The 23,604-nt window shown below is 72.6% G+C and carries 21 protein-coding genes; 11 read left to right on the top strand and 10 right to left on the bottom strand.

All coding sequences use genetic code 11. The features are described 5' to 3' along the window. The first annotated feature begins 14 nt into the window (after nt 1-14). From AB0J67_RS00380 to AB0J67_RS00360, 5 genes are all read left to right on the top strand, one after another. A complete protein-coding gene (locus AB0J67_RS00380) occupies nt 15-1,133 on the top strand; it encodes a winged helix DNA-binding domain-containing protein (protein ID WP_363474637.1) in 1,119 nt (372 codons plus the stop codon). A gap of 97 nt (nt 1,134-1,230) precedes the next feature. Then, nucleotides 1,231-2,010, top strand: a complete 780-nt coding sequence (locus AB0J67_RS00375; RefSeq protein ID WP_363474635.1) for a hypothetical protein — start codon at nt 1,231-1,233, stop codon at nt 2,008-2,010. After that, nucleotides 2,007-2,372 carry a GntR family transcriptional regulator gene (locus AB0J67_RS00370; RefSeq protein ID WP_363474633.1) on the top strand — a complete coding sequence of 122 codons (366 nt, stop codon included), beginning with the start codon at nt 2,007-2,009 and terminating at the stop codon, nt 2,370-2,372. The genes AB0J67_RS00375 and AB0J67_RS00370 overlap by 4 nt, the downstream gene beginning before the upstream one ends. A 925-nt stretch (nt 2,373-3,297) precedes the next feature. After that, a complete protein-coding gene (locus AB0J67_RS00365; protein WP_363474631.1) occupies nt 3,298-4,701 on the top strand; it encodes a glycoside hydrolase family 43 protein in 1,404 nt (467 codons plus the stop codon). Nucleotides 4,702-4,760: 59 nt separating this feature from the next. After that, a complete protein-coding gene (locus tag AB0J67_RS00360) occupies nt 4,761-6,215 on the top strand; it encodes a family 43 glycosylhydrolase (protein ID WP_363474629.1) in 1,455 nt (484 codons plus the stop codon). Between the two features lie 99 nt (nt 6,216-6,314). On the opposite strand, the gene AB0J67_RS00355 is transcribed toward AB0J67_RS00360, so the two are convergent. The 6 genes from AB0J67_RS00355 to AB0J67_RS00330 form a co-directional block, all read right to left on the bottom strand. Beyond that, nucleotides 6,315-6,668 (bottom strand): nuclear transport factor 2 family protein, encoded by a 354-nt coding sequence (locus tag AB0J67_RS00355; protein ID WP_363474627.1) that lies wholly within the window; start codon nt 6,666-6,668, stop codon nt 6,315-6,317. Nucleotides 6,669-6,783: 115 nt separating this feature from the next. Beyond that, nucleotides 6,784-8,388 (bottom strand): aminotransferase class V-fold PLP-dependent enzyme, encoded by a 1,605-nt coding sequence (locus tag AB0J67_RS00350; RefSeq protein ID WP_363474625.1) that lies wholly within the window; start codon nt 8,386-8,388, stop codon nt 6,784-6,786. 64 nt (nt 8,389-8,452) lie between these two features. Continuing rightward, the gene (locus AB0J67_RS00345) at nt 8,453-8,923 is read right to left on the bottom strand and encodes a VOC family protein (protein ID WP_363474624.1); all 471 of its coding nucleotides are present in this window, start codon (nt 8,921-8,923) and stop codon (nt 8,453-8,455) included. A gap of 129 nt (nt 8,924-9,052) precedes the next feature. Beyond that, complete coding sequence (locus AB0J67_RS00340; RefSeq protein WP_363474622.1) at nt 9,053-9,808, bottom strand: SDR family oxidoreductase; 756 nt, start codon at nt 9,806-9,808, stop codon at nt 9,053-9,055. Nucleotides 9,809-9,925: 117 nt separating this feature from the next. Continuing rightward, nucleotides 9,926-10,447: a GNAT family N-acetyltransferase gene (locus tag AB0J67_RS00335; protein ID WP_363474620.1), complete on the bottom strand. Its 522-nt coding sequence runs from the start codon at nt 10,445-10,447 to the stop codon at nt 9,926-9,928. Nucleotides 10,448-10,792: 345 nt separating this feature from the next. After that, entirely contained in the window at nt 10,793-12,784 is a 1,992-nt protein-coding gene (locus tag AB0J67_RS00330; RefSeq protein ID WP_363474618.1) for a sulfatase, read from the bottom strand. Between the two features lie 180 nt (nt 12,785-12,964). Here AB0J67_RS00330 and AB0J67_RS00325 point away from each other — a divergent pair, with 180 nt between their 5' ends. The 6 genes from AB0J67_RS00325 (at nt 12,965) to AB0J67_RS00300 (ending at nt 19,970) form a co-directional block, all read left to right on the top strand. Beyond that, the gene (locus AB0J67_RS00325; protein ID WP_363474616.1) at nt 12,965-13,705 is read left to right on the top strand and encodes a hypothetical protein; all 741 of its coding nucleotides are present in this window, start codon (nt 12,965-12,967) and stop codon (nt 13,703-13,705) included. A gap of 108 nt (nt 13,706-13,813) precedes the next feature. Next, nucleotides 13,814-15,655, top strand: a complete 1,842-nt coding sequence (locus AB0J67_RS00320; RefSeq protein ID WP_363474614.1) for a choice-of-anchor B family protein — start codon at nt 13,814-13,816, stop codon at nt 15,653-15,655. Nucleotides 15,656-15,665: 10 nt separating this feature from the next. Continuing rightward, nucleotides 15,666-16,469 (top strand): hypothetical protein, encoded by an 804-nt coding sequence (locus AB0J67_RS00315; RefSeq protein WP_363474612.1) that lies wholly within the window; start codon nt 15,666-15,668, stop codon nt 16,467-16,469. Between the two features lie 111 nt (nt 16,470-16,580). Then, entirely contained in the window at nt 16,581-17,213 is a 633-nt protein-coding gene (locus AB0J67_RS00310) for a hypothetical protein (protein WP_363474611.1), read from the top strand. Between the two features lie 115 nt (nt 17,214-17,328). Then, nucleotides 17,329-18,342: a glutaminase A gene (gene glsA, locus AB0J67_RS00305; RefSeq protein ID WP_363474609.1), complete on the top strand. Its 1,014-nt coding sequence runs from the start codon at nt 17,329-17,331 to the stop codon at nt 18,340-18,342. Then, complete coding sequence (locus AB0J67_RS00300; protein ID WP_363474607.1) at nt 18,339-19,970, top strand: MFS transporter; 1,632 nt, start codon at nt 18,339-18,341, stop codon at nt 19,968-19,970. Before glsA ends, AB0J67_RS00300 begins: the two co-directional genes overlap by 4 nt. A 198-nt stretch (nt 19,971-20,168) precedes the next feature. Here AB0J67_RS00300 and AB0J67_RS00295 read toward each other — a convergent pair whose 3' ends face one another. From AB0J67_RS00295 to AB0J67_RS00280, 4 genes are all read right to left on the bottom strand, one after another. Beyond that, nucleotides 20,169-20,585 carry a GNAT family N-acetyltransferase gene (locus AB0J67_RS00295; protein WP_363474605.1) on the bottom strand — a complete coding sequence of 139 codons (417 nt, stop codon included), beginning with the start codon at nt 20,583-20,585 and terminating at the stop codon, nt 20,169-20,171. Between the two features lie 160 nt (nt 20,586-20,745). Then, entirely contained in the window at nt 20,746-20,910 is a 165-nt protein-coding gene (locus AB0J67_RS00290) for a hypothetical protein (protein ID WP_363474603.1), read from the bottom strand. A gap of 53 nt (nt 20,911-20,963) precedes the next feature. Beyond that, complete coding sequence (locus AB0J67_RS00285) at nt 20,964-21,497, bottom strand: flavin reductase family protein (RefSeq protein ID WP_363474601.1); 534 nt, start codon at nt 21,495-21,497, stop codon at nt 20,964-20,966. A 129-nt stretch (nt 21,498-21,626) separates the two neighbouring features. After that, entirely contained in the window at nt 21,627-23,579 is a 1,953-nt protein-coding gene (locus tag AB0J67_RS00280; protein WP_363474599.1) for an ABC transporter ATP-binding protein, read from the bottom strand. Nucleotides 23,580-23,604: the final 25 nt, after the last annotated feature.

Below are 23,604 nucleotides of genomic sequence, written 5' to 3'. Positions count from 1 at the left end.
CTACGGTGACGCTCGTGCCCGACAACCCGCGCGACGACGCCGTCCCCGACCGACTGCTGCGGGCCCGCGCGCAGGCCATCGGCGGGGGCGTCCGGCTCGGCTCCGCCGCGGCCGTGGTGGAGCGGGTCTTCGCCGTGCAGGCGCAGGACGCCACCGCGGCGGAGCTGGGCGTCCGCGCCCGCAGCCGCGGCCTCACCGCCGAGGACGTGCGCCGCGCGTACGAGGACGACCGCAGCATCCTGCGCGGCTGGTTCATGCGCGGCACCCTGCACACCATCCCCGGTAGCGACGCCCGCTGGGTGCTGCGGCTGCTCGGCCCGCGCGTCATCGCCGCCACGGCGAGCCGCTACCGCCAGCTCGGCCTGGACGACGACCTGCGGGAACGCGCCGACCGCCACCTCGCCCGCGCCCTGTCCGCACACGGCCCGCTCACCCGGGCGGAGCTGGCCGAGCACCTCGCGAAGCTCGGCGTCGACCCGGCCGGGCAGGCGCCGTACCATCTCATCCGCCACGCGACCCTGTCCGGTCTCGCCTGCCACGGGCCGCGCCGCGCGGGCGAGACCACCTATGTGCTGCTCGACGACTGGCTGCCCGAGCGCGGCGGCGAGCAGCCGTCGCCGCAGGACGCCGCCGCCGAGCTGGCCCGCCGCTACCTGCGGGCGTACGCACCGGCCGGGGTGGCCGACTTCGCCACCTGGTCGGGGCTGCCGGTGACGGCCGCTCGGCGCGCCTGGGCGCAGCAGGCCGGCCTGCGCGTGCGGCCCGACGGGTCGGCCGTGCTCGACGAGGCGGCCGGCGAGGTGCCCGGCGCGGACGCCGCCGACGTGCGCCTGCTGCCCGCGTACGACGACTACCTCACCGGCTACCGGAGCCGGGACGCGGTCGTGGACACCGCGTACCAGCAGCGGGTCTTTCCCGGTGGCGGCGTCATCCGGCCCGCGGTCGCGGTCGACGGGCTCGCCGTCGGCACCTGGGCGCGGCACGGCGCCCGGGGCGTCCGCGTGGACGCGTTCGCGGCACTGCCGCCCGAGGTGCAGGCCGGGATCGAGGCCGAGGCGGCCGATGTCACCCGCTTCCTGCGCACCCTTCCACCGGCAGCCCTTGCCGTGGGCCGGGACCCCGCCGCGTCCTGAGCCGACGGCGGTGACGGCGGCCGACCGGGGCTTGACTTTGTCGCATGCTATGACTCATCTTATTGAGACGAAGCTTGCGACAAACGGAGGTGGTGGCATGCGCCAGGCAGATCTCATGGAGGCCGGGCGGTGGCTGGCCCGGCACGGCCTGGCCGACGCCGAGCCGACCCCGCTGCTCGCGGAGCGGCTGGCGGTGCGGCGGCGCGCCAAGGTGGTCGACAGCCTGCTGATTGCCGCCTTCCTGATGGGCGCGGCGCTGACCCTCGCACTGGCACTGCCCAACGACGCCACGTCGTCCCGGCTGTCGCTGCCGGCGCTGGCGGCACTGGTGGTCGGACTGCTCGTGGGGCAGTGGCTGCTCGGCTGGTGGGTGCGGCGCGCCGACCGGCGGGCCGGCGCGCGGCTGTCCCGGCGGGTGGCCCACCCGGTCGAGCTCGGCTGGCCGGCGGTGCTGGGCAGGCCGTTCGCCGTCTTCGCCGTCGCCACCCTCGCCGGGGCGATGCTGCTCGCGGTGAGCGTGCTGACGGTGGCCGACCCCGGCCTGCGCTCCCGGGCGATCGTCGTGCTGATCAGCCTCGCCGGCGCCGGCGCCGGCGTCCTCATGCAGCTGCGCCAGGTGGTGGCGAGCCCCGCGGTGGCGGAGGACGCGACGTCGCTCGCGGCCGACGTCATCATGCGGGTCGAGGACGCCCGCGCCCTCGTCACGCCCAGCCTGGTGTGGTCGCTGCCAGCCATCTTCCTGTACGGGGAGTCGCTGGGCTGGTGGAACGCGGTCTCGCTGGCGCTCGTGGTGGCGGGCGCCGTCGCGCTCTGCCTGATCCACCTCCGGACCGCGGACGTCGCGACGACGGCACGGCGAGCCACGGCCAACCGATGATCGTCATCGACGCGGGCTCGCCGACACCGCCGTACGAGCAGCTCCGCGCCCAGCTCGCCAGGCAGATCCAGGAACGCTCGCTCGCCGTCGGCACGAGACTGCCGACGATCCGCCGGCTCGCGGCCGACCTCGGCCTCGCCGTGAACACCGTCGGCCGGGCGTACCGGGAGCTGGAGGAGGCCGGGCTGATCGAGACCCGCGGCCGGGCCGGCTCGTTCGTCTCGGCCGCCGGCGAGCAGGCCCGCGAGCAGGCCCGCCGCGCCGCCCAGGACTACGCGGGGCTGGTCGCCAGCCTCGGCATCGATCGCATCGAGGCGATCCGGATCGTCGAAGCGGCCCTGGGCCCCGCTCCGGGTCCGTGACCCCCGCCCGGCCCCCGAAGTCCTTTGTTAGCGCGCACATTCTCCCCACCCGTGTGGCCGAAACAAATATCGGCCACCTTCAAGCCCATGACCAGCAGGTACGATCCGATGCCCGATGACGTGACGTTGACGGGAACGTATCGACGGTGTTTCATGATGGAGCCGACCGATGAGATCGCTAACACAGGCGGGATACACCGGCCGGTCACCGGCGACACTTTCACCGCAGGACGAGTCCGCCAGTGGCTCCACCCGGCCCCCCGGAGCGCCCGAGAGCGCACCCGGGACCACCGCACCGGCTTGCCATCGCCCTCATCGTCCCGGAGGAGCCATGCACGACCGACTGCGCGCCGTCCTGCGCGCCGCCACCCGTCCGGCATCGCGTGATGCCGCACCGCCCCGTGTCCGCGGCCTCCACCCAGCGCTGACCTGACCGGCGGTCCGGTGCGCGGCGCCGAGCCCTCCCGCGACACCGGCATTCACCCGTCCACGCGGCCGGCGCCGAGCAGGAGCCGGGCGACCGCCGACACCGCATCGCCGGCCAACCCGCAGGTCGAGACGCATTGCCCTCCACCAGCAGGTCGTGGCCGCCTCGCCGACCGACCCGCAGGTAGCGGACGGTGTAGCAGCGGGCGAGCGGCGGTGCGGGAGCGCCGCGTTCCGCTGCGCACGGGCCCGCCCCGTTGACCGAGCACGCGGTCTCGGCAAACCCCTACCGATCGCCCCGCACGGCGACGGCAGTCGCATCCGCACAGCGTTCCCGCTGACGTGCGCCTCGCCCCGCCGACGGGTCGGTGCATCGTGCCCGCCCCGCCCGCGGCGCGCCGTTGCGCGAACCGACCGCCGACCGCCTTCCCGCCGCACCGCCCGGATCCGCCCCGGCCCGCCCGACGGCCCGGCGACCACCACCACGGAGGAAGCATCCATGACCACCAGACGTGAACTGCTCACCGGCCTGCTCTCGGCCGGCGCGGCCACCGCCGCGGGCGGGCTGGCCATCGCCGCCACCGGCGCACCCGCCGCGGCCGCGGGACCCTTCGGCGGCTACGTGATGGGCTACTTCACCGAGTCCCCCAACCGCCTCGCCGACAACTACGGCCTGCATCTGGCCGTGAGCACCGACGGCCTCACCTGGACACCGCTCAACCAGAACAACCCCGTGGTCACCCCCACCGCGGGCACCGGCGGGCTGCGCGACCCGTTCATCCTGCGCAAGCAGGACGACACCTTCGTGGTGGTCGCCACCGACCTCAACGGCACCGACTTCACCCGGCCCAACCAGTACATCCACGTCTGGGACTCGGTCGACCTGCGCAGCTTCACCGGCTACCGGCGGGTGCGGATGCACACCATGAACACCCACACCTGGGCGCCCGAGGCGTTCTGGGACGCCTCCCGCGGCCAGTACGGGATCATCTACTCCGCCCACAACGGCGTACGCGACGTGTTCATGGTCAACTACACGAGCGACTTCGTCACGGTCGGCGCGCCGCAGGTGTTCTTCGACCCCGGCTTCAACGTCCTCGACGCCACCATGCACCTGGGCGGCGGCACCAACTACCTGTACTACAAGAACATGGCCAACGGCCGCCTCTACGGCGCCCGGTCCAGCACCCTCAACCCCGGCAGCTTCAACAGCGGCACCTACACCGCCGGGGTCGTCAACGGCGGCATCGAGGCCCCGATCGTCGTCAAGGCGTACGACCGCAACGAGTGGTGGCTGTGGGGCGACTCGTTCAGCCCCGTCAACGGCGAGTTCTACGTCTGGCGCAGCGGCAACGTCAACGCCGACGGCTGGACGCCGCTGGCCAAGGCCCAGTACACGCAGCCGCTGAACGCCAAGCACGCCACCATCGCGCCGATCACCGCCACCGAGCGGACCAACCTGCTCAGCCGCTGGGGCGCCCCGGCCTGGCACCGGATCAAGTCGTACAACTTCCCCGACCACCTGATCCGCCACTCGGGCAACGCGGGCCGCATCGACCCCTACCCGTTCGACCCGTACGCCGACGCCCAGTGGCGGCTGCGTCCGGGCCTGGCCGACGCCGCCGGGGTGTCGTTCGAGTCGGTCAACCACCCCGGCCGCTACCTGCGCCACAGCAACTACGTCATCGGGCTGGCGGCCAACGACGGCAGCGCGCTGTTCGCCGGCGACGCGACCTTCCACCGCACCGCGGGCCTGGCCGACAGCTCCTGGACGTCGTGGCGCTCGCACAACTTCCCCACCCGCTACCTGCGCCACGCCGGTTACCTGCTGCGCATCGACGTCCTCAGCGCGTCCTCCCCGGCGGGCGACCGGGCCGACGCCACGTTCCAGATCGGCTACTGAACCCCGGCCCGCCTGCCCGCGGCCCCGCCACCCCCACCTCCCACCCTGAAGGAGTCGACATGCGCAAACCCCTGCTGCGCCGGGCGCTCTCGCTCGCCGCGGCCACCGTCCTGGGCCTGTCCCTGGCCGTCGCCGTCCACCCCGAACGCGCCTTCGCCGCCCCCGGCCCGTCGTTCACCAACCCGGCCGTCGACGTGCCCAACAGCGCCGACCCGACCCTGACCTACTACAACGGGTACTACTACTACGTCGCCACGACCTGGTCGTCCGATGTGGTCATGCGCCGCTCGCAGACCATCTCCGGGCTGCGCGGCGCCGCCGAGCAGGTCGTCGTGCGCACCGGCGGCAACACCATGTGGGCCCCGCACCTCGAAATGATCAACAACCGGTGGTACCTGTACTACTCCGTCGAGCAGTCCGGCGGCGCCCGGCGCACCCACGTCGCCGAGAGCGCGGGCACCGACCCGCTCGGCCCGTACACCATCCGGGGCATCCTCAACCTGATGCCGAACAACGGCTGGGCGATCGACGCGGCCGTGCTGAAGCTCAACGGCGCCAACTACCTGATGTTCTCCGCGTTCGCGCCGAGCGACAACCTGCAGTCGCTGTACATCGCCCCGCTGACCAACCCCTGGACGGCCGGCGCGTTCGGCACCCGGATCTCCGCCCCGACCCTGTCCTGGGAGACCCAGAACGGCGCCGTCAACGAGGGCGCGTTCGCCCTGCAGCGCAACGGCCGCACGTTCATCACGTACTCGGCCAGCCACTGCAACGGCCCCAACTACAAGATCGGCATGCTCGAGTACACCGGCAGCAACCCGCTGGCGGCGAGCTCGTGGACGAAGTCCCTTAACCCGATCTTCCAGCGCAGCGACGCCAACGGCGTCTACGGCCCCGGCCACCACTCCTTCTTCACCTCGCCCGACGGCACCGAGACCTGGATCGCGTACCACGCCAACTCCTCGGCCAGCCAGGGCTGCGGCACCACCCGCACCACCCGCGTGCAGAAGATCTCCTGGAACGCCGACGGCACACCCCACCTCGGCGTCCCCGCCGCCCTGTCCACCGTGCAGCCCGGCCCGTCGGGCGAGCCCAACGCCACCCCGGTCGAGATCCGCAACCGGCACAGCAACCTCTGCCTCGACGACTACAACTTCGTGACCACGCCCGGCGCCGAGGTCCGGCAGTGGACCTGCAGCACCGCCACCGTGCAGGACTGGTATCTCACCCCGCTCGCCGACGGCTGGTACCAGATCAGCAACCGGCACAGCGGGCTGTGCCTGGACAACAAGGACTTCGCCACCGCGCCCGGCTCGGTCGTGCAGCAGTGGACCTGCAACGGCCTGGCCGTGCAGCAGTGGCGCATCACCTCGGTGGGCAGCGGGTACTCCACGCTGACGAACCGGCACAGCGGCCTGTGCCTGGACGACTACAACTGGGGCACCTCCCCCGGCGCCGAGGTGCGCCAGTGGACCTGCCTGAACAACAACGCCCAGCACTGGCGCATCGCCTAGCCACGGCACGCACGGCGCCCGATCCGGCCGGCTCGGCGATCGAGCCGGCCGGGCCGGGCGCGACCACCGTGGCGGCCGCGCCGACGCCGTCGCGCGCCGTCAGGGAGCCGCGCGGTCGGGCTCGTCGAACTCCACCGTGAGCTCGGCGACCTGCGCGCCGGACCAGTGCACGGTCATGGTGCCCGTGCCGCCGGCGTCCCAGCGGAAGCGGGCGCTCGCGGTGTCCGGGGTGTCGGCATGGACCGAGGTGACGGTCATCGTGTCGTCCGGCGGCCGCAAGCGGTACGCCTCGACGATCGCGTCACGCCCGACATACGGACCGGCCGGGACGTTCACGAACATCATGACGGCGTCCTCGGCGAACGTCGCCAGGAAGCCGCTCCAGTCTCCACTGCGGACGGCGTCGTTGAACAGGTCGACGTGCGCGCGCAGGGCGTCGTCGAGCGCGGTCACGGGGCGCACCCCCTCGGCTGTCGGGCACCGGACATGCCCCGATCCTGCCCGACCCGCGCCACATCCGCAGCCCCGGCGGAGCGCGCATCGGCTGCCGACGGGCGGTGACGAGCGTCTACACCCGCGCCGCGGCCGCGATGCGCGTCGCCTCGGCGAGCGCGGCGACCAGGCCGCGCAGGGTGGGCCAGGTCCAGTGGCCCATGAGGCTGATCTGCAGCCAGTTGCGCCGCCGCAGGTAGCCGCTCTGGTACGCCAGCAGGTACCCGGCCGCCTCCAGGCGTGCGCCGACCCGCGCCGCGTCCAGCTCCGGGGGCAGCGCCAGGGTGACGACGCCCGGTGCGACCTCCTTCGGCGGGGCGGTCACGGTCAGCCCGAGCCGGTCCAGCCGCGCGCGCAGCCAGGCCGCGGCGCGGTCCAGCTGGGCGTACCGGGCCGGCCAGTCCGTCGCCGACAGGGCCGCCTCCAGCGCCGCGACCAGGTTCGACGACTGGGTGTACGCCACCCCGTCCGCCTCGGCGTAGCACCCGAGGTCCAGGTAGCGCGGGATGCGTCCGGGCGCGGGCCGCGGCGGCCGCCGCAGGAACACCATGGACAGCCCGGGGTACCCGCCCAGCGCCTTGCCGCTGGTGCCGGTGGCCAGGTGCGCCCCGGACAGGTCCACCGGCACGGTGCCGATCGAGCTGATCGCGTCGACGCACAGCAGCACGCCCGCGTCCGCGCACAGCCGGGTCAGCCGCGGCAGGTCGAGCAGCTGCCCGGTGGAGGTCTCGCAGTGCACCGTCCACAGCCAGCCGCCCGCGGGCAGCGCCGCGACCGCGCGCTCGATCTCCGGCCAGGGTGTCGGCGCGCCCCACGGCCCCGCCAGCACCGTGTGGTCCAGCCCGGCCCGCGCCGCGTGATCGGCCAGGCGCTCGCCGAACTCCCCGTACGCCAGCACGACGCCGGGGGTGTCGAGCAGGCGCAGCTGTGCCGCGACGGCGTCGTTGGCGACGGTGCCCGAGCCCAGCAGCAGCTGGGCGTGCCGGGCGCCGACCAGGTCGGCCAGCCGCCGGTGCACGTCCCGCACGGACCGCAGGTGCGCGTCGGAGCGGTGGTACACCGGCGGCCGGGCGAACGCCGCGGACACCGCTGGCGCCACCGCCACCGGCCCCGGCAGCAGGTTCTCGGCGGTGCCCGCCGTCGGGGTCAGGCCGGTCCAGGTCAGCCGGCGGCCGTCCTCGATGGTCAGGTACATGGGCTGGAACTGCGCTCCGGGCGCCCCGGTGAGCGGGCCGAACGGCACGCAGCCCATGCGGCGGTACATCGCCAGCGCCCGGGTGGTGCCCGACAGCACCGCGAGGTCGCAGCCCTGCGCGGCGAAGTGCTCCGCGATCATGCTCAGCAGCCGGGGCAGGATGGTGCCGCGGCGGTAGCGCGGGTCGACGGTGAGCAGCCTGATCTCGACCGGCGTGCGCCCGCTCGGCAGGTAGTCGTCGAGTCCGGACAGCTTGCCGTCGAGCGAGAAGGGCCGGGCGCACCGTCCTGCCACCATCGCGACGACGTCGGCGCCGTCGAGGCATACGGCATAGGTGTTCTCGGTGTGGAACCGGTCGACGAGGCGGCCCTGCGGGTCGGGCGGGTGCTGCGGGATCTCACCGGCGAAGGTGCGGTGGTTGAGCCGGTGGATCGCCTCCTCCTCGGCGAGGGTATCGGCGATCTTGTATCGCAGCGTCTCCGGCATCCGGGCAGGATACCGCCGCCGGCGGGTCGGCGCGGCAGAACACGAACGAGTGTCGCGATCGGTGTCAGCGCCCGGGGGCGCGCACGTTGACCTCCTGGAGCACCCAGCCGTTGCCGTCCGGGTCCTGGAAGGTGGCGTAGGAGCCGTAGTCGGCGTTGCCCGGGTAGACGCCGGGCACCCGCGGTGCGCCGACGTCGTGGACGACGTCGCCGTCGGCGTGGCCGTGCTGGAAGATCGCGTCGCCGTCGTGGAACACCTCGGACACCTCGATGCCGCGGTCCACCAGCTCCGCCCGGGCCGCCTCGATGTCCCGGACGATCAGGTAGATGCCCTGGAACGAGCCCGGTGCGGCGTTGGTCATGCCCTTGCCGATCATGATCGAGCACTCGGAGCCGGGCGGCGTGAACTGCACGCACCGGAAGTCGTCGTTCGGCACGGCGTCGATGTCCATCCGGAACCCGGCCTGCTCGTAGAAGGCCTTGGCACGGTCGACATCCGAGACGGGCAGCACCAAGACTTCGAGTTTGAGGTCCATGCGAACGTCCTTCTCTCGTGAGCGTGCCGACCCTGACTCAGCAGCCCGACAAAAACTGACATCTCAGCGTATGACGGTGCGCTCGCAGCCGTAGGCGAGTCGGACAACACCCGTGCGGCGGCGCGCGCCTCACCCCGCGGGCAGGACCTGCTGACCACCGTCGATGTCGTACGTCGCGCCGGTGAGCGCCGTGTTGGCCATCAGGTGCACGGCGAGCGCGGCGACGTCGGCCGGCCCGACCACGCGCCGGATGGGCAGCGCGGCGGCCAGCTGCGCGCGGCGCTCGTCGAGCCGGTCGCCGAGCAGCTGCGCGGACAGCGGGGTGTCGACGAAGCCCGCGGCGATGATGTTGACCCGGATCGGGGCGAGCTCGAGCGCGAGCCCGGCGGTCATCGCGGGCAGCGCGGCGGTGCCCATGGCGGCCACGACCAGGCCCGGAGCCGGCCGGCGGGCACCGGTCCCGCCCATGAACAGCAGCGAGCCGCCCGGCCGCACGGTGCCGGTGGCATGGCGGGCCACGTTGATCGGCAGCCACATGTGCTCGTCGAACGAGCGGCGCGCCTCCGCGACGTCCATCTCGGCCAGCAGGCCGTAGTACGGGCGGCCGGCGGTGATCATCACGTGGTCGACCGGTCCGGGCAGCTCCCGGAAGAAGCGGTCGAGCGCGGCGGGATCGGTGGCGTCGAAGGCGGCGCTGCCCGCCGCGCCGAGCTCGCCCGCGGCGCGCGCGAGGCGGTCGGGGTCGCGTCCGGTCACGATGACGTCGGCGCCCTCGGCACGGGCCAGCCGAGCCGTTTCGAGCCCGATGCCGGCACTCCCGCCGATCACGACGACGGTCTGCCCCGCCAGCGCCGGTTCCCGCCGGGCGGCCGCGGTGGTGGCCATGAGTCCTCCCGTTGCCGAACCATGCCGCACCCTCCTGGACTCTAACGGCGAGCACGTCCGCCCGTGCGGAATCTGCCAGGTCGCAGTGCCTGCGATGGCTGTGGCAGCGGATCGAGGTCAGCGGTCCAGCGTGATCCAGTAACGGCGCTGCGGGCCGAGCTCGGTGTCGCGGAGGCCCTCCAGGACCCCGCCGTTGCGCTCGATCGTGCGGGCCGAGGCCACGTTGTCCACGGCGCAGATCATGAGCACCCGGTCGACGCCCAGGACGTCCCTCGCCTCGCCGAGCATCTCGCCCAGCGCCCAGGTCGCCAGGCCCCGTCGGCGCGCCGACGGGCGTACGCCGTAGCCGATGGAGCCGCGCAGGTCGTCGAACTGGTGCCGCAGCGCGAACCCGCCGAGCACCCGGCCTTCCTCGACGAGCCAGCGCAGCGAGCCGTGCGGTTCGTCCGGGCAGGGCTGCCCGGCGGCGTGGGCCAGCCGCGTCCGCTGGTGCACCCAGGCGGCGAAGCCCTCGGGCGAGTCCACGTCGTCGTCGGCGTCCAGGCCGAAGCCGTCCTCGTGCAGGCCCGGCCCCCACTCGTCGCGGCAGTCGAGGAAGGCGGTGTGCAGGCGGGTCGTCGCCAGGATCAGTTCAGGCATGGGCGCCACCGTAGCCACGACCCCGCCGCCGAACGACCCGCTCATTTCCGACATCGATCATGCCCAGAAGCCGCGCCTGCGCCCTCGACCCCCGATCCGTTGAGGGGAGTACCGCCACCCCCTCCAGGGAGCCCCACGGCATCACCAGCATCCCTTGCGGAGCACTCCCGCGCAGCGCAAACCCCAACAGCCGCCGACCTTCCCCACCGCGCGCATGTGACCTGCCCCACTTTTCCGCCACACCGCGACGGTGCAGATCTCCGGTTCGGGTCGGAAAGCCTGGTCAGACCGCGGTTCCGGACCGAAAACCGCGATCTCCACCACCGCCGATGCCCGACCACCGGATCAGCGGCGGCGTACGGCGAAGCGCTCCACCGCGAGTGTGCCGCCGTCGAGCCGGACGCCGAAGCCGTACCGGTACTGCGCGCGCACGGAGGGGTCGTCCAGGCGCACGTGGCGGCCGACGTCGGCGGTGAACAGGTACTGCCACCCCTCGGCGGCGATGGCGTAGGCGGTGATCTCGTCGCGGTGCAGGACGCAGGCCAGCCGGGCGTTCGGCCCGGGATAGTTGATCTTCCCGTCGAGCTGGGTGACGCGCTCGCCGGTCAGCGCGCCGCCGATCCGCACGTCCCACCCTGCCCGCTTGAGCTTGTGGTTGTACCAGGCCAGCACGTAGTTGCCCGCGTCCTTGACCAGCCCGGCGAACAGGCTGTCCTGGCTCGTCGCCGCCGCGTTCGCGTAGTAGCGCTGGCTGACGATCGCCGCGACGTTCGTGTGCGTGGCGGCCACATCGGAGCGCAGCAGCGCGAACGCCGGTGCGCCCCCGGCCGCGACGGTCAGCAGACCGCCCGCCGCCGCGACCGTCCCGGCGCGCTGCTCCGGACCGGGCGCCAGCACGGTGAAGCCGCCCAGCCCGGTGTCGAACTCCCGCTCGACCACGAGCACCGGCAGGTTGGCCGGTGACGGCTCGGGCGGGAAGAAGTCGACGTCGCGCAGGTGCGCGTCCAGCGCCGCCCGCAGCTCCTGCGCCTTGTCGGGCAGGTCGGCGGCCAGGTTCGTGGTCTCGCCCTGGTCGGCGACGAGGTCGTACAGCTCGGTCCGCCCGTCGTGCAGGTAGCGCAGCAGCTTGTGCCGCCCGCGGCGCACGGACGCGGTCGGCGCGCCGGGGTTGTGCCAGTGCGGGTACACCCAGAACAGGGTGTCGCGCTGCGGCGCCGCGCCGCCGGTGAGCAGCCCCGCGAAGCTGACCCCGTCGAACCGCGCGCCGGCGGGCGGGGCCACACCGGTGGTGCCGAGCACCGTCGGCATGATGTCGACCGTGCTGAACGGGGTGTCCACGACGCGCCCGCCCGGCCCGGCCGGGTGGTAGGCGATCATCGGCACCCGCACGCCGCCCTCGTACAGGCTGGCCTTGGCCCCGCGGAAGGGAGCGCTGGTGGCGACGCCGCCGTCGCCGCCGTTGTCCGACAGCAGCAGGATCACCGTGTTGCCGGCGATGCCGAGCCGGTCCAGCGTCGCCCGGATCGCGCCGACCCCGTCGTCGATGACTTCCAGCATCGCGGCCAGCACCGGGCTGCGGCCCTTGTCCCCGGCGTTCGGCTTGGCCGCGTACTTGTCGACCAGTGCCTGCGGGGCGGCCAGCGTCGTGTGGGTGGCGTAGTGCGCGAGCTGGAGGTAGAACGGCGTGCCCTGCTGGTGCGCGGCGGTGATGAAGTCGACCGCCTCCAGGTTGAGCCGGTCGGTGAGGTACTCGTTCGCCAAGCGCTGCGGCAGGTCGGGCAGCATGAAGTACGGGTGGAAGTAGTCGCCCCCGGCGATGTACTTCTGCTCCGAGGCGATGACGTCGGTGAACCCGTGCGACCAGGGGTTGCCGGGGCGTTCGCGGACCGGCCCGGCGTAGGTCTCGGTCAGGTGCCACTTGCCGACGAGCCCGGTGCGGTAGCCGGCGTCGCGCAGCGTCGCGGGCAGGGTGCGCAAGCCGGCCGGCAGGAAGTCGTCGCCGGACGGGCCGAGGAACTCGGTGATGCCCACCCGCGCCGGGTACTGCCCCGTCATGATGCTGGCCCGGGTCGGCGAGCAGACCGGCGCGGCCACGTACCCGGCGGTGAAGCGGGTGCCGTCGGCGGCCAGCCGGTCGATGTGCGGCGTCTCGTTGAAGGTGTTGCCGTAGCAGCCCAGCTCGCGGCGGGCGAGATCGTCGATGAGCACGACGATCACGTTGGGCGGCGCGGCGGCCGCGGCGGCCGGCGCGCCCAGCGCCCAGCCGGTGGCCGCGCCGAGCCCCGCGGCGCCGAGCCCGCGCAGCACGCCCCGCCGGTCGATTCCCGCCTCGATCATGGCACCGTCCCGTCTCCGCGGCGCTCGGTATGCCGCGGACGCGACGCTACAGCCGGCGGAATCCGCCGACAATGAGGGATGAATAGAAATATATTATCTCTTTGTGAACAGCCGTGGCGCGGGGACCACCGCCACCGCTGCTACCGTGAGCGACCGGTTCCGGCGGGCGGAGGTACGGCGATGACCAGGGCGCTCCGGCTGATCGGGTACTGGGACGGCCCGGCGGCGCCCGACGGGCTCCCCGACGTCTGCGAGTTCGTGGACGCCGCCGCCGACCCCGCAGTGCAGCGGTCCGTCGCCGCCTATCTGCGATCCGGCACCGTCCGCGCCGCCGCGGCGGGCATCTCGCGGTGCCGCTTGTGCGGTGGCCGCAACGGCAACACCGAGCAGACCGACGGGGCGCACTTCATCTGGCCCGAGGGCCTGGCCCACTACGTCGAGGCACACGGCGTCGTGCTGCCGGACGAGGTCGCCGCAGTCGCCGCCGGCGGCCCGGCACCGACCGGGGACCCGGACCTGGACCTGGACCGGTTGCCGGACGCCGGCGAGCTGACCGTGGACCTGCGATGGTGGCGCAGCCGCCCCGGCGTGCCGCGCCCGGCGGGCGCCGCGACCGCGCACCTGCTCGGCTGCCGTCGCAACCCGGCGGTGGCCGGCTGGGACCTGCCCACCACCGCCGACATCCACGTCGACCGCGTGCCGCCGGACGCCGTCGCGATCCTCGCCCGGTTGCGCAGGCTGCTCGGCGCCGAGTGGCCGGTATCCGGCCTGCGCGGGCTCATCGCCGGGCAGCCGTTCCTGGCCGTCGCGGGCGGCGACCCGCACGCGCTCCACCGGGCGCTGACCGCGTCACCCGAGCTGCGGCCGTTCCTGTTCTACGCGGCCGACGGCGGGCTCCTGCCGGTGTGGTCGGACGGCTGACCACGAGCTGCGGCGGCGACGGCTCCGGCGGCATCCTCCCGACGCTCGTTGTGGTTGAAACATTCGCATGTGACGATGAGGCTCCCCCACCGAAGGGAGTCCCCCACCATGCGACGTGTCCTGCGAACAGCCGGCGTCGTGGCTGGCCTGCTCGCCCTGACCCTGTCGGCGACCGCGTCCTGGGCCCACGACCCGAACTCGCCCGAGGGCCGCGAGGAACTGCGGCGGATCATGGAGAACTACGAACCCGCCGTGCGCGCCCCGGAGGGCGCGAGCGCCCTCGCCGCGACGGCCTGCACCGGCGGCATGGCCGGGACGTACCCCTGCCGCAACGTCGACCTGCTCAGCGTCCTGCCGCTGGGCAGCATGGGCGGCGGCAACGGCAACAGCATGTGGGGCTGGACCGACTCCTCGACCGGCAAGGAGTACATCATCTTCGGCCGGAGCACCGGCGCCTCCTTCATCGACGTCAGCAACCCCACCGCGCCGGTCTACCTGGGCAACCTGCCGTCGTACAACGGCACGTCCAGCTCGTGGCGCGACGTCAAGGTGTACGCCAACCACGCCTACATCGGCGCGGACAGCATCAGCACCCACGGCATGCAGGTGTTCGACCTGACCCGGCTGCGCACCGTGACGACCCCGCAGACGTTCACCGCCGACGCGCGCTACACCGGCTTCGGCAACTCGCACACCCTCGCGGTCAACGAGCAGACCGGCTTCATCTACGCCGTCGGCACCAACACCTGCAACGGCGGCGTGCACATGGTCAACGTGCAGAACCCGAAGTCACCGGTCAACGCGGGCTGCGTCAGCAACGACGGGTACACCCACGAGAACCAGTGCGTGGTCTACCACGGCCCGGACACCACCTACACCGGGCGCGAGATCTGCTTCAACTACAACGTGGACACCCTGACCATCGTCGACGTCACCAACAAGGCCGCGCCCGTGCAGCTGTCGCGCACCACCTACAACGGTGTGGCCTACTCGCACCAGGGCTGGCTCACCGGCGACCACAGCCGGCTGCTGATGGACGACGAGCTCGACTCCGACCTGCCCGGCACGAAGACCTTCATCTGGAACGTCTCCGACCTGAACGCGCCGGTCAACACCGGCGTCTACACGTCCCCGACGATCCAGGCCACCGACCACAACCAGTACATCATCGGCAACAAGGTCTACCAGGCCAGCTACCGCGCGGGCCTGCGCATCCTCGACATCACCAGCATCGCCTCCAACAACCTGCAGGAGATCGCCTACTTCGACATCTACCCGGCCGCCAACAACACCGGCTTCAACGGCGCCTGGAACGTCTACCCGTTCTTCGCCAGCGGCACCATCGCCATCAGCGGCATCGAGCAGGGCCTGGTCCTGGTCAAGCACAACCCCGTGGTCGAGCCGCCCACCACGACGGTGTGGAGCGACACCTTCGAGACCGCGACCGGCTGGACGGTCAACCCCAACGCCACGGACACCGCCACCTCGGGCACCTGGGAGCGCGGTGACCCGGAGGCCACCAACTCCAGCGGCGTCAAGCAGGTCGGCACCACCGTCAGCGGCACCAACGACCTGGTCACCGGCCGGCTCGCCGGGTCCAGCGCGGGGGCGTACGACATCGACGGCGGCGTCACCAGCATCCGCTCGCCCGCGGTGACCCTGCCCGGCAGCGGCGTGCTCAAGGTGTCGATGTCGTGGTATCTGGCGCACGGCAACAACGCGTCCAGCGCCGACTACTTCCGGGTCAGCATCGTGCACAACGGCGGCACGACGCAGCTGTTCCAGCAGGCCGCCGGGGCGACCGACCGTGACGGCGCCTGGGCCACCGGCACCTGGGACATCTCCGCGTACGCGGGCCAGTCGGTGCGCATCCTGGTCACGGCGGCCGACGCCTCCGGCGCGAGCCTCGTCGAAGCCGGCGTGGACGATGTCAAGATCACGCAACAGTAGGCCCTACCTGGTGCTGGGCGTGGCCTTCCTGGCCACGGTCGCGTACGTGCTGACCGTCCTGCCCGGACGGTCGGCACCACCCGTGCCGACGGCGGCGGCGCCCCTGCCGTCGCCGTCGCCCAGCCTGCACGGCGACGGCCTGTCCGACAGCCATGACGGCTACCTCATGCGGGCCGTCACGCTGCCGGCCAAGCGGGGCAGGGCGGTGCCGGTCGCGTTCCGCATCCACGGGCCGGACGGCACCCCGCAGACCGGGTACGAGACGCTGCAGACCAAGCCGCTGCACCTCTACCTGGTCCGCGACGACCTGAGCGGCTACCAGCACCTGCACCCGGAGCTGCGCGGCGACACCTGGACGACCACCGTCGACATCACCGACGGCGGCGCCTACCGGTTCTACGCCGAATTCGTGCCGCAGGGCGGCGACGTCGCCGGGCACACCACCACGCTCGGGCTGCACTTCATCATCCCGGGCGACACGAAGCTCGCGCCGCTGCCCGCACCCGCGCCGTCCAGCGTCACCGCCGGAAAGTACGTGGTCAACCGCCTGGACGGCACGGCACACCTGCGGGTCGGGCGGTCCAGCCTGCTGCGCTTCGAGGTCCCCGGGGCGAGCCTGGAGCCGTATCTCGGCGCGCTGGCGCACATGTCGGCGTTCGAGGTCCGCACCCAGGCGCTCACCCACCTGCACCCGGCCGCCGAGGAGCTGACCTTCCACGTCCAGTTCGCCAACCGGGGCGAGTACCGGCTGTTCATGGACTTCCAGGTGGCGGGCAAGCCGCAGCGGGCCGCGTTCACCGTGTTCGTCACCTGAGCGGACGGGCACCGGGCGCGCCCACGCCCGGTTGTCCGGCCCGCCACCACGTGGTACGAAGATCGAGCACGAACCGCCAATGTGGAGTGTCGAGCGACGGAGGAGCAGCGCATGACAGCCATCCATGAGGCCGACGCCCAGGCCCCGGCGCGTCGCCGCGTCGAGCCGTACTCGGCGATCGTGGTGGCACTGCTCGTCGCCGGGTTCGACGTGTGGATGCTCGCGACGATCCCGGTGCAGCCCGCCGCCATCCTGGTGGCGGCGTCGACGGTGTCCTACGTCGCGTGGCTGCTCACCACGTACCGGCATCCGGTGCGGTCGCGCCGGATCGTGGCGGTGTACCTGTGCTGTGTGGCGTTTCAGCTGGTACACATGGCCGAGGAGTACACCGGCGGCTTCCCGCACGAGATCGTCGAGCTGTTCGACTCGCCGCGGTCGTGGAGCGAGCGGAGCTTCCTGCTGACCTTCGTGTTCGGGTTCGGCGCGCTGTGGTGCCTGGCGGGGGCGGGCGCGCTGTTCCAGGTGCGCGTGGCCAACTACATGCTGTGGTTCTACGCGCTCGGCGCGGGCCTGATCAACGCGATCTCGCACTTCGCGTTCCCGATCATCAGCGGCTGGGCGTACTTCCCCGGCCTCTACACCGCGACCGGGCACCTGGTGCTCAGCGTGCTGCTGATCGTCCTGCTGGTCCGCGAGTACCGCCAGGTCCGCGACGGCGCGGCCGGCGTGCCGACGCGGGACTGAGCACGGCTGCGCGCACAGGTTCGCCTCCAGGTCGTCGAAACATACAAATCACGCCACACCGGACACCGTCGCACCTAGAATGGCGTGCGGAACGTGTCCGTGGCGGGGGTGAGGGGTGGAGCTGGACGTCGGCGATGTCGGCCAGGCCGTGTCCACCGGCACCCTGCCCGGCTGGGACCGGGTCGAGGAGCTCGTCGCCGCCGCCTGGCACCGCAACCGCGACCTGCGCGCGGGCGAGGTCGCCGACTACATCCCCATCCTGGCCGAGGTCGACCCCGAACTGTTCGGCGTGTGCGTCGCCGAGGTCGACGGCGGCATCCACCTCGCCGGCGACGCCGACCACCCGTTCTCCATCCAGTCGATCTCCAAGGCCTTCGTGTACGCCCTGGTCTGCGACGCGGTCGGTCACCAGGTCGTCCTGGACCGGGTCGGCGTCGACAACACCGGCCTGCCCTTCAACTCCGTGATGGCCGTCGAGCTCAACGACGGCCACCCGCGCAACCCCATGGTCAACGCGGGAGCGCTCGCGACCACCGCGCTGGTGCCGGGCGCGACCCCCGCCGCGAAGTGGACGTTCATCCAGGACGGACTGGCCCGCTTCGCCGGCCGCCCGCTGCCGCTCGACGAGCAGGTGTACGCGTCCGAGGCCGCCACCAACCAGCGCAACCGGGCGATCGCCCGCCTCCTGGAGAGCTACGGCCGCATCGACACCGACCCGCTCGCCGTCGTCGACGTGTACACCAGGCAGTGCGCCCTGCTCGTCAGCGCCCGCGACCTCGCGGTGATGGGCGCGACCCTCGCCGACGGCGGCGTCAACCCGGTCACCGGCGAGCGCGTCGTCGCCGCGTCGGTCTGCCAGGACACCCTGGCCGTCCTCGCCGCCAGCGGCCTCTACGAGCGCTCCGGGGAGTGGCTCTACGAGATCGGCGTGCCCGGCAAGTCCGGGGTCGCCGGGGGGATCGTCACCGTCGCGCCGGGCAAGGCTGGCATCGGCACGTTCTCCCCGCGGCTGGACGGCGCCGGCAACAGCGTGCGCGGCCAGCGCGCGACGGCGTACCTGTCCCGGGCGCTGGGGCTCAACGTGTTCGCGTCCGACGTCCGGACACCCGACGGCAGGAGCAGCACATGACCACCACCGCCGCGCGCCCCGCCGCCGCGACCCGGGCGTCGTGGACGCCGATGATCTGCCTGTTCCTCGCCCAGGTGCTGATGTCGTTCAACGTCGCCGCGCTGCCCGTCTCCATCGGCGGCATGGTCGAGGACTTCGGTGTGCCGCCCACCGCCGTCAGCACCGCCATCGTCACGTACGGCCTCGCCGTCGCGGCGCTGGTCATGGTCGGCGCGAAGATCGGCCAGCGGCTCGGCTGGGTGCGCGTCTTCCGCGCCGTCGTCGCCCTGTTCGCCGTCGCCGAGCTGGGCATGGTGCTCGCGCCGACGGTCGGGTGGGTCATCGCCGCGCAGGCCCTCGCCGGGGCGTCCGCCGCGATCATCGTGCCGTCGCTGGTCGCCCTCATCGCCGAGAACTACCACGGCACCCAGCAGGCCACCGCCATCGGCTCGCTCGGCTCGGCCCGCGCCATCTCCGGCGTCAGCGCCTTCTTCATCGGCGGCGCGCTGGGCACCCTCGTCGGCTGGCGGCCGGTCTTCGCGATCCTGCTCGTCATCGCCGCCGTGGTCTTCGCGCTGAGTTTCACGCTCCGCTCCGACCACGGGAACCCGGCGGTCACCATCGACCTGGTCGGCGCGCTGCTGATCGGCGCGGCCGTGGTCATGCTCACCCTCGGCTTCAACAACCTCAACGGGTGGGGCCTGCTCACCGCCGACGCCGGGGCGCCCTTCGACGTCCTCGGCGTTTCCCCCGCGCCGCTGCTCATCGTCGCCGGCATCATCCTCGGCCAGGGATTCTTCGTCTGGACCCGGCGGCGCACCGAGACCGGGCGGGTCCCCCTGGTGAGCCTGTCCGTGCTGGGCTCGCCGCAGGAACGCGCCGCCGTGTACGCCATGTTCACCGTCGTCGCGCTGGAGGCCGCGCTCAACTTCACCGTGCCGCTCTACACCCAGATCGTGCAGGGCCGCACGCCGTTCGACACGGCGCTGGCGATGATGCCGTTCAACCTCACCGTCTTCGTCGCGGCCCTGGCCGTGGTCCGGCTCTACCGCAGGTTCACACCGCGCACGATCGGTGTCTGCGCCTTCATCCTGACCACCGTCGCGCTGCTGTGGCTGTCGTTCGTCGTCACCAACAACTGGGAGACGCTGCCGACCATCGTCGGGCTCATCGTGTTCGGCGCCGGACAGGGCGCCCTGGTCACCCTCGTGTTCAACGTGCTGGTCACCGCCTCGCCCAAGGAGCTCGCGGGAGACGTCGGCTCGGTGCGCGGCACGACGCAGAACCTCGCCTCCGCGGTCGGCACCGCCGTCGCCGGGGCCCTGCTGGTGACGCTGCTGAGCGTCAACGTCGGGCAGGCGGTGGTCCGCGACGTGCAACTGCCCGACTCGCTGATCGCGCAGGTCGACCTCGACAACGTCAACTTCGTGAGCAACGACCGGCTGCGCGAGGTGCTGTCGCGCACCGACGCCACCCCGGCGCAGGTCGAGGCGGCGGTGGCGATCAACACCCGCGCCCGGCTCAACGCGCTCCGGTTGGGCCTGCTGTTCCTCGCCGCGATCAGCGCGCTCGCCATCCTGCCCGCGAGCAGGCTCCCCAACTACCGCCCGCACGAGATCCCGGAGCCCGCCAACACCTCGGACGACTGACCGAACGCGCCCCTGGCTCCTATCGGCCTATCTGGACAAATCTGGTGCGCAGGCCCCTCTCCGGCAGCCACGCCATCCCGAATCGAGTGTGCCCGCGGCACGTTCTCCGGTGTGCGCGACCGCGGCTCACGTTCCGATCACCGGCTGTCGCAGCGGCGCCGGCCGAGGCGCGGTCACCGGAGAACGGCGCGTGCCGCGCTAGGCGGGCTCCCACAGCAGCAGCTGACGGTGGTGGCTGAAACCGTTGCGCAGGTAGAAGTCCACCGCCCGGCGGCCGGAATGGACCGAGACGTGCAGCAGGTTCCGGTGCCGGGCCTCGTCCAGGATCGCGGCCATCAACTCGCCGCCGATGCCGCGGTTGCGGTACGCCTCGCGCACCTCGACGGCTTGGACGTCGCCGTACCGCCGGTCGGGCGCCTTGCTGCCGGGCACCCGCTCGGCGACGAGCAGCCAGGCCATGCCGACCACGTACCCGTCGATCTCGGCCACGAACGGCAGATGCGTCTCGGCGTGGGCGGCGACCCAGTCGGCGTACGCCGGGAGGGCGTCGGATGCGATACCGCGCAGCTCGGCGAGCGCCGCCACATCCGCCACGCCGGCCTTCCTCACGATCATCCGCCGGAGTCTAGGCGAATCCGGCCACCGCCGACGACCTGCCGCCGGGCGATCAGGCGGCCTGGTGGCGGCGCGGACAATGTGGTCGCGGAAGTCCTGGCGCCCCGTCACTCGACGGGCCGTCTGCTGCCCGGCGGACAGCAGACGTCACGCGCCCGGCTCAGCCGTGGTCTATCCGGATGAACTCCGAGCCGTAGTTGACCGCCCGGATCTGCTCGACCTGGGGGTCGGGGTCGACCGTCTCCACCATCTCCGCGGGGTCGACGCGCTCTGGCAGGGTGCGCCACTTCTCGGTGGGCACGCGCTCCTCATTCTCCGCATCCATGACCCGGACTGTAGCGCCGTCCGCAAGCCCGCGCCCACCCCCTTGCGGCGCCGTCAGGACGCGAGCTGGGTGTAGTCGCCCTGGTGGTAGAGCAGCGGCTCGCCGGCGCGTTCCTCGGCGCGGACCGGCCGCCCGATGACGACCGCGTGATCCCCTACCGGGATGCGTTCGACGATCTCGCAGGTCAGCGTGGCGAGCGTGCCGTGCAGCAGTGGCACGCCGTACGGGCCGAGCCGCCAGGTCGCGAGGTCGGCGAAGCGGTCGACGCCGCGGGTGGCGAAGGTGCGGGCGAGCTGCTCCTGGTCGGCGGCCAGCAGGTGGATGGCGGCGTGCCGGGCGCGGGAGACGGCGGGCCAGCTGGTGGAGTCGCGGTCGAGGGCGAACGAGACGAGCTGCGGCCGCAGCGAGACCGACGTGAACGACGTGGCGGTGAAGCCGACCGGGCCGCCGCCGGCCGGGCCGGGCACGGTGACGACGGTGACCGTGGTGGCGTGGTGGCGCAGCAGGCCCAGGTAGCGGTGCAGTTCGATGCCGCCGACGGGCGTGGACTCGGCGATGGTGGTGGTGGGCAGGGCGGTGAGGGTCATGACGTGCCTCTTCCGGGAGGGGGGTGGGGGTCGAGGGTCGTCACCGGGGACATCGTCTGGCGCTCATGGCCCGACGCTAGCAGCAGGTACGCATAAAGTCATCATCTCCTACCGGATTTATAGACTATTTCACTGGTGGCTCGCCCAGGTCGCGAACATGTCCGCGTACCGGCCTTCGGCGACCAGCAGCTCGGCGTGCGATCCGATCTCGACGACGCCGGTCTCGTCGAGCACCACGATCCGGTCGGCCCGCATCGCGGTGGACAGCCGGTGCGCGATGAGCAGCGCGGTGCGGCCTTCGAGCAGCCGGTCCAGGGCGTGCTCCACCCGCAGCTCGGACTGCAGGTCCAGGTTGGACGTCGCCTCGTCCAGCACGACCACCCGCGGCTGGGCCAGGAACGCCCGAGCCAGTGCCAGCAGCTGCCGCTGGCCGGAGGACACGGACTGGCCGCGCTCGTGCAGCGGCGTGTCCAGCCCCGCCGGGGTCCGCTCGACCAGCTCCCGCAGCCCGACGGCGTCCACGGCGGCCCAGATCTCGTCGTCGGACGCCTCGGGGCGGGCGAAGGCGATGTTGTCCCGGATCGAGCCGGCGAACATGAACGGCTCCTGCGGCACCACCCCGATCTGGCGGCGCAGCGAGGTCAGGCTCACCTCGCGCAGGTCGTGCCCGTCGATGAGGACCCGGCCGGAGTCGGGGTCGTGCAGGCGCGTGACCAGCTTCGCGAGGGTGGACTTGCCCGCGCCGGTCGGGCCGACGCAGGCGATGGTCTCCCCCGGCTCGATGCGCAGGGTGATGTCGCGCAGCACCGGCCGGGCCGGGTCGTACCCGAAGGTGACGTGCTCGAACACGATCCCGCCGGCCACCGGCGGCAGCGTGCGCGCGTCGGCGTGCTCGGGCACCGACGGCGCGAGCGCCAGCAGCCCGCTCAGCTTCGCCACCGCGGCGCGGCTCTGCTGGTAGTTGGTGTAGAGCTGCACCAGCTGCTGCACGGGGGCGAAGAAAGCGTTGAGGTACAGCACGAACGCCGTCAGCACGCCGACGGTGAGCTCGCCGCGCAGCACCATCCGCCCGCCGATCAGCAGCAGCGCGGCCATGCCGAGCATGCCGATGACGGACGTGCCGGGGCCGTAGATCGCGCTGATGTGACCGGTGAAGTCGTTGGCGTCGCGGTAGCGGCCGACCACGGTCCGGTGCTGGGCGATGTTGCGCTCCTGGCGGTGGTGCGCGGTGACCACCCGCACGCCGTGCAGGCTCTCGGCGAGGTCGGTGAACATGGCGGCGATGGTGTCGCGCTGGCGGGCGTAGCCGACGTCGGAGGCGCGGCGGAACCACAGCGACGCGGCGAGCAGCGCGGGCACCACCAGCAGCATCGTGATCGCGGCCAGCCCGGCGTCGTAGTGGACCAGCACGGCGGTGACCACGAGCATGGTCAGGCCCTGCACCGCGAACTGGGCGAGGCCCTCCTGCAGCAGCTGCTGCAGCGACTCGATGTCCGACGACATCCGGGTCATGATGACTCCGGCCTTCTCGTCGGTGTAGTAGTCCATGGACAGCCGCTGCAGGTGCGCGAAGACGCGTACCCGCAGGTCGCGCATGCCGTCGGCGGCGAGCCGGCCGGTCTGGCGCATGCGGGCGGTGGTGGCCACCCACCCGGCGAGCACCGCGGCGACGAACGCGCCGGCCGACCACAGCAGCACGGGCAGGTCGCGGGCGACGATGCCGTGGTCGATGCCGACCTGCACCAGGTAGGGCCCGGCCTGCAGCAGCAGGGTCTCGGCCAGGATCGTCGCGCAGGCGGCCAGGAACAGCCCGCGCCTGCGGGTGAGCAGGCCGAGCATGCTCAGCGGCGGGTCGTCGCCGGGCCGGTGGGTGAAGCGGTCGGCCGAGGTGCCGTGATCCGGTTCGCTCTCCTCCAGCCGGCGTACGCCCTCGGCGAGCTCGTCGGGGATGCCCGCGAAGGGCAGCCCGGCGTCGCCGCCGCGGCGCGCGCCACGGCCGGCGCCGACGGCGGACAGCCCGCCCATGGGTCCGGAGCCCGGTCCGGCGCCGGGCCCGCCGAAACCGCCGCCGAACATGCTCATGAGCCGCCCTCCCCGCGCGCCGTCG

It is taken from the genome of Catellatospora sp. NPDC049609, from assembly GCF_040675365.1.
In the GTDB taxonomy this organism is placed as follows: Bacteria; Actinomycetota; Actinomycetes; order Mycobacteriales; family Micromonosporaceae; genus Catellatospora.
This window is presented reverse-complemented; position numbering and strand designations above follow the sequence as displayed.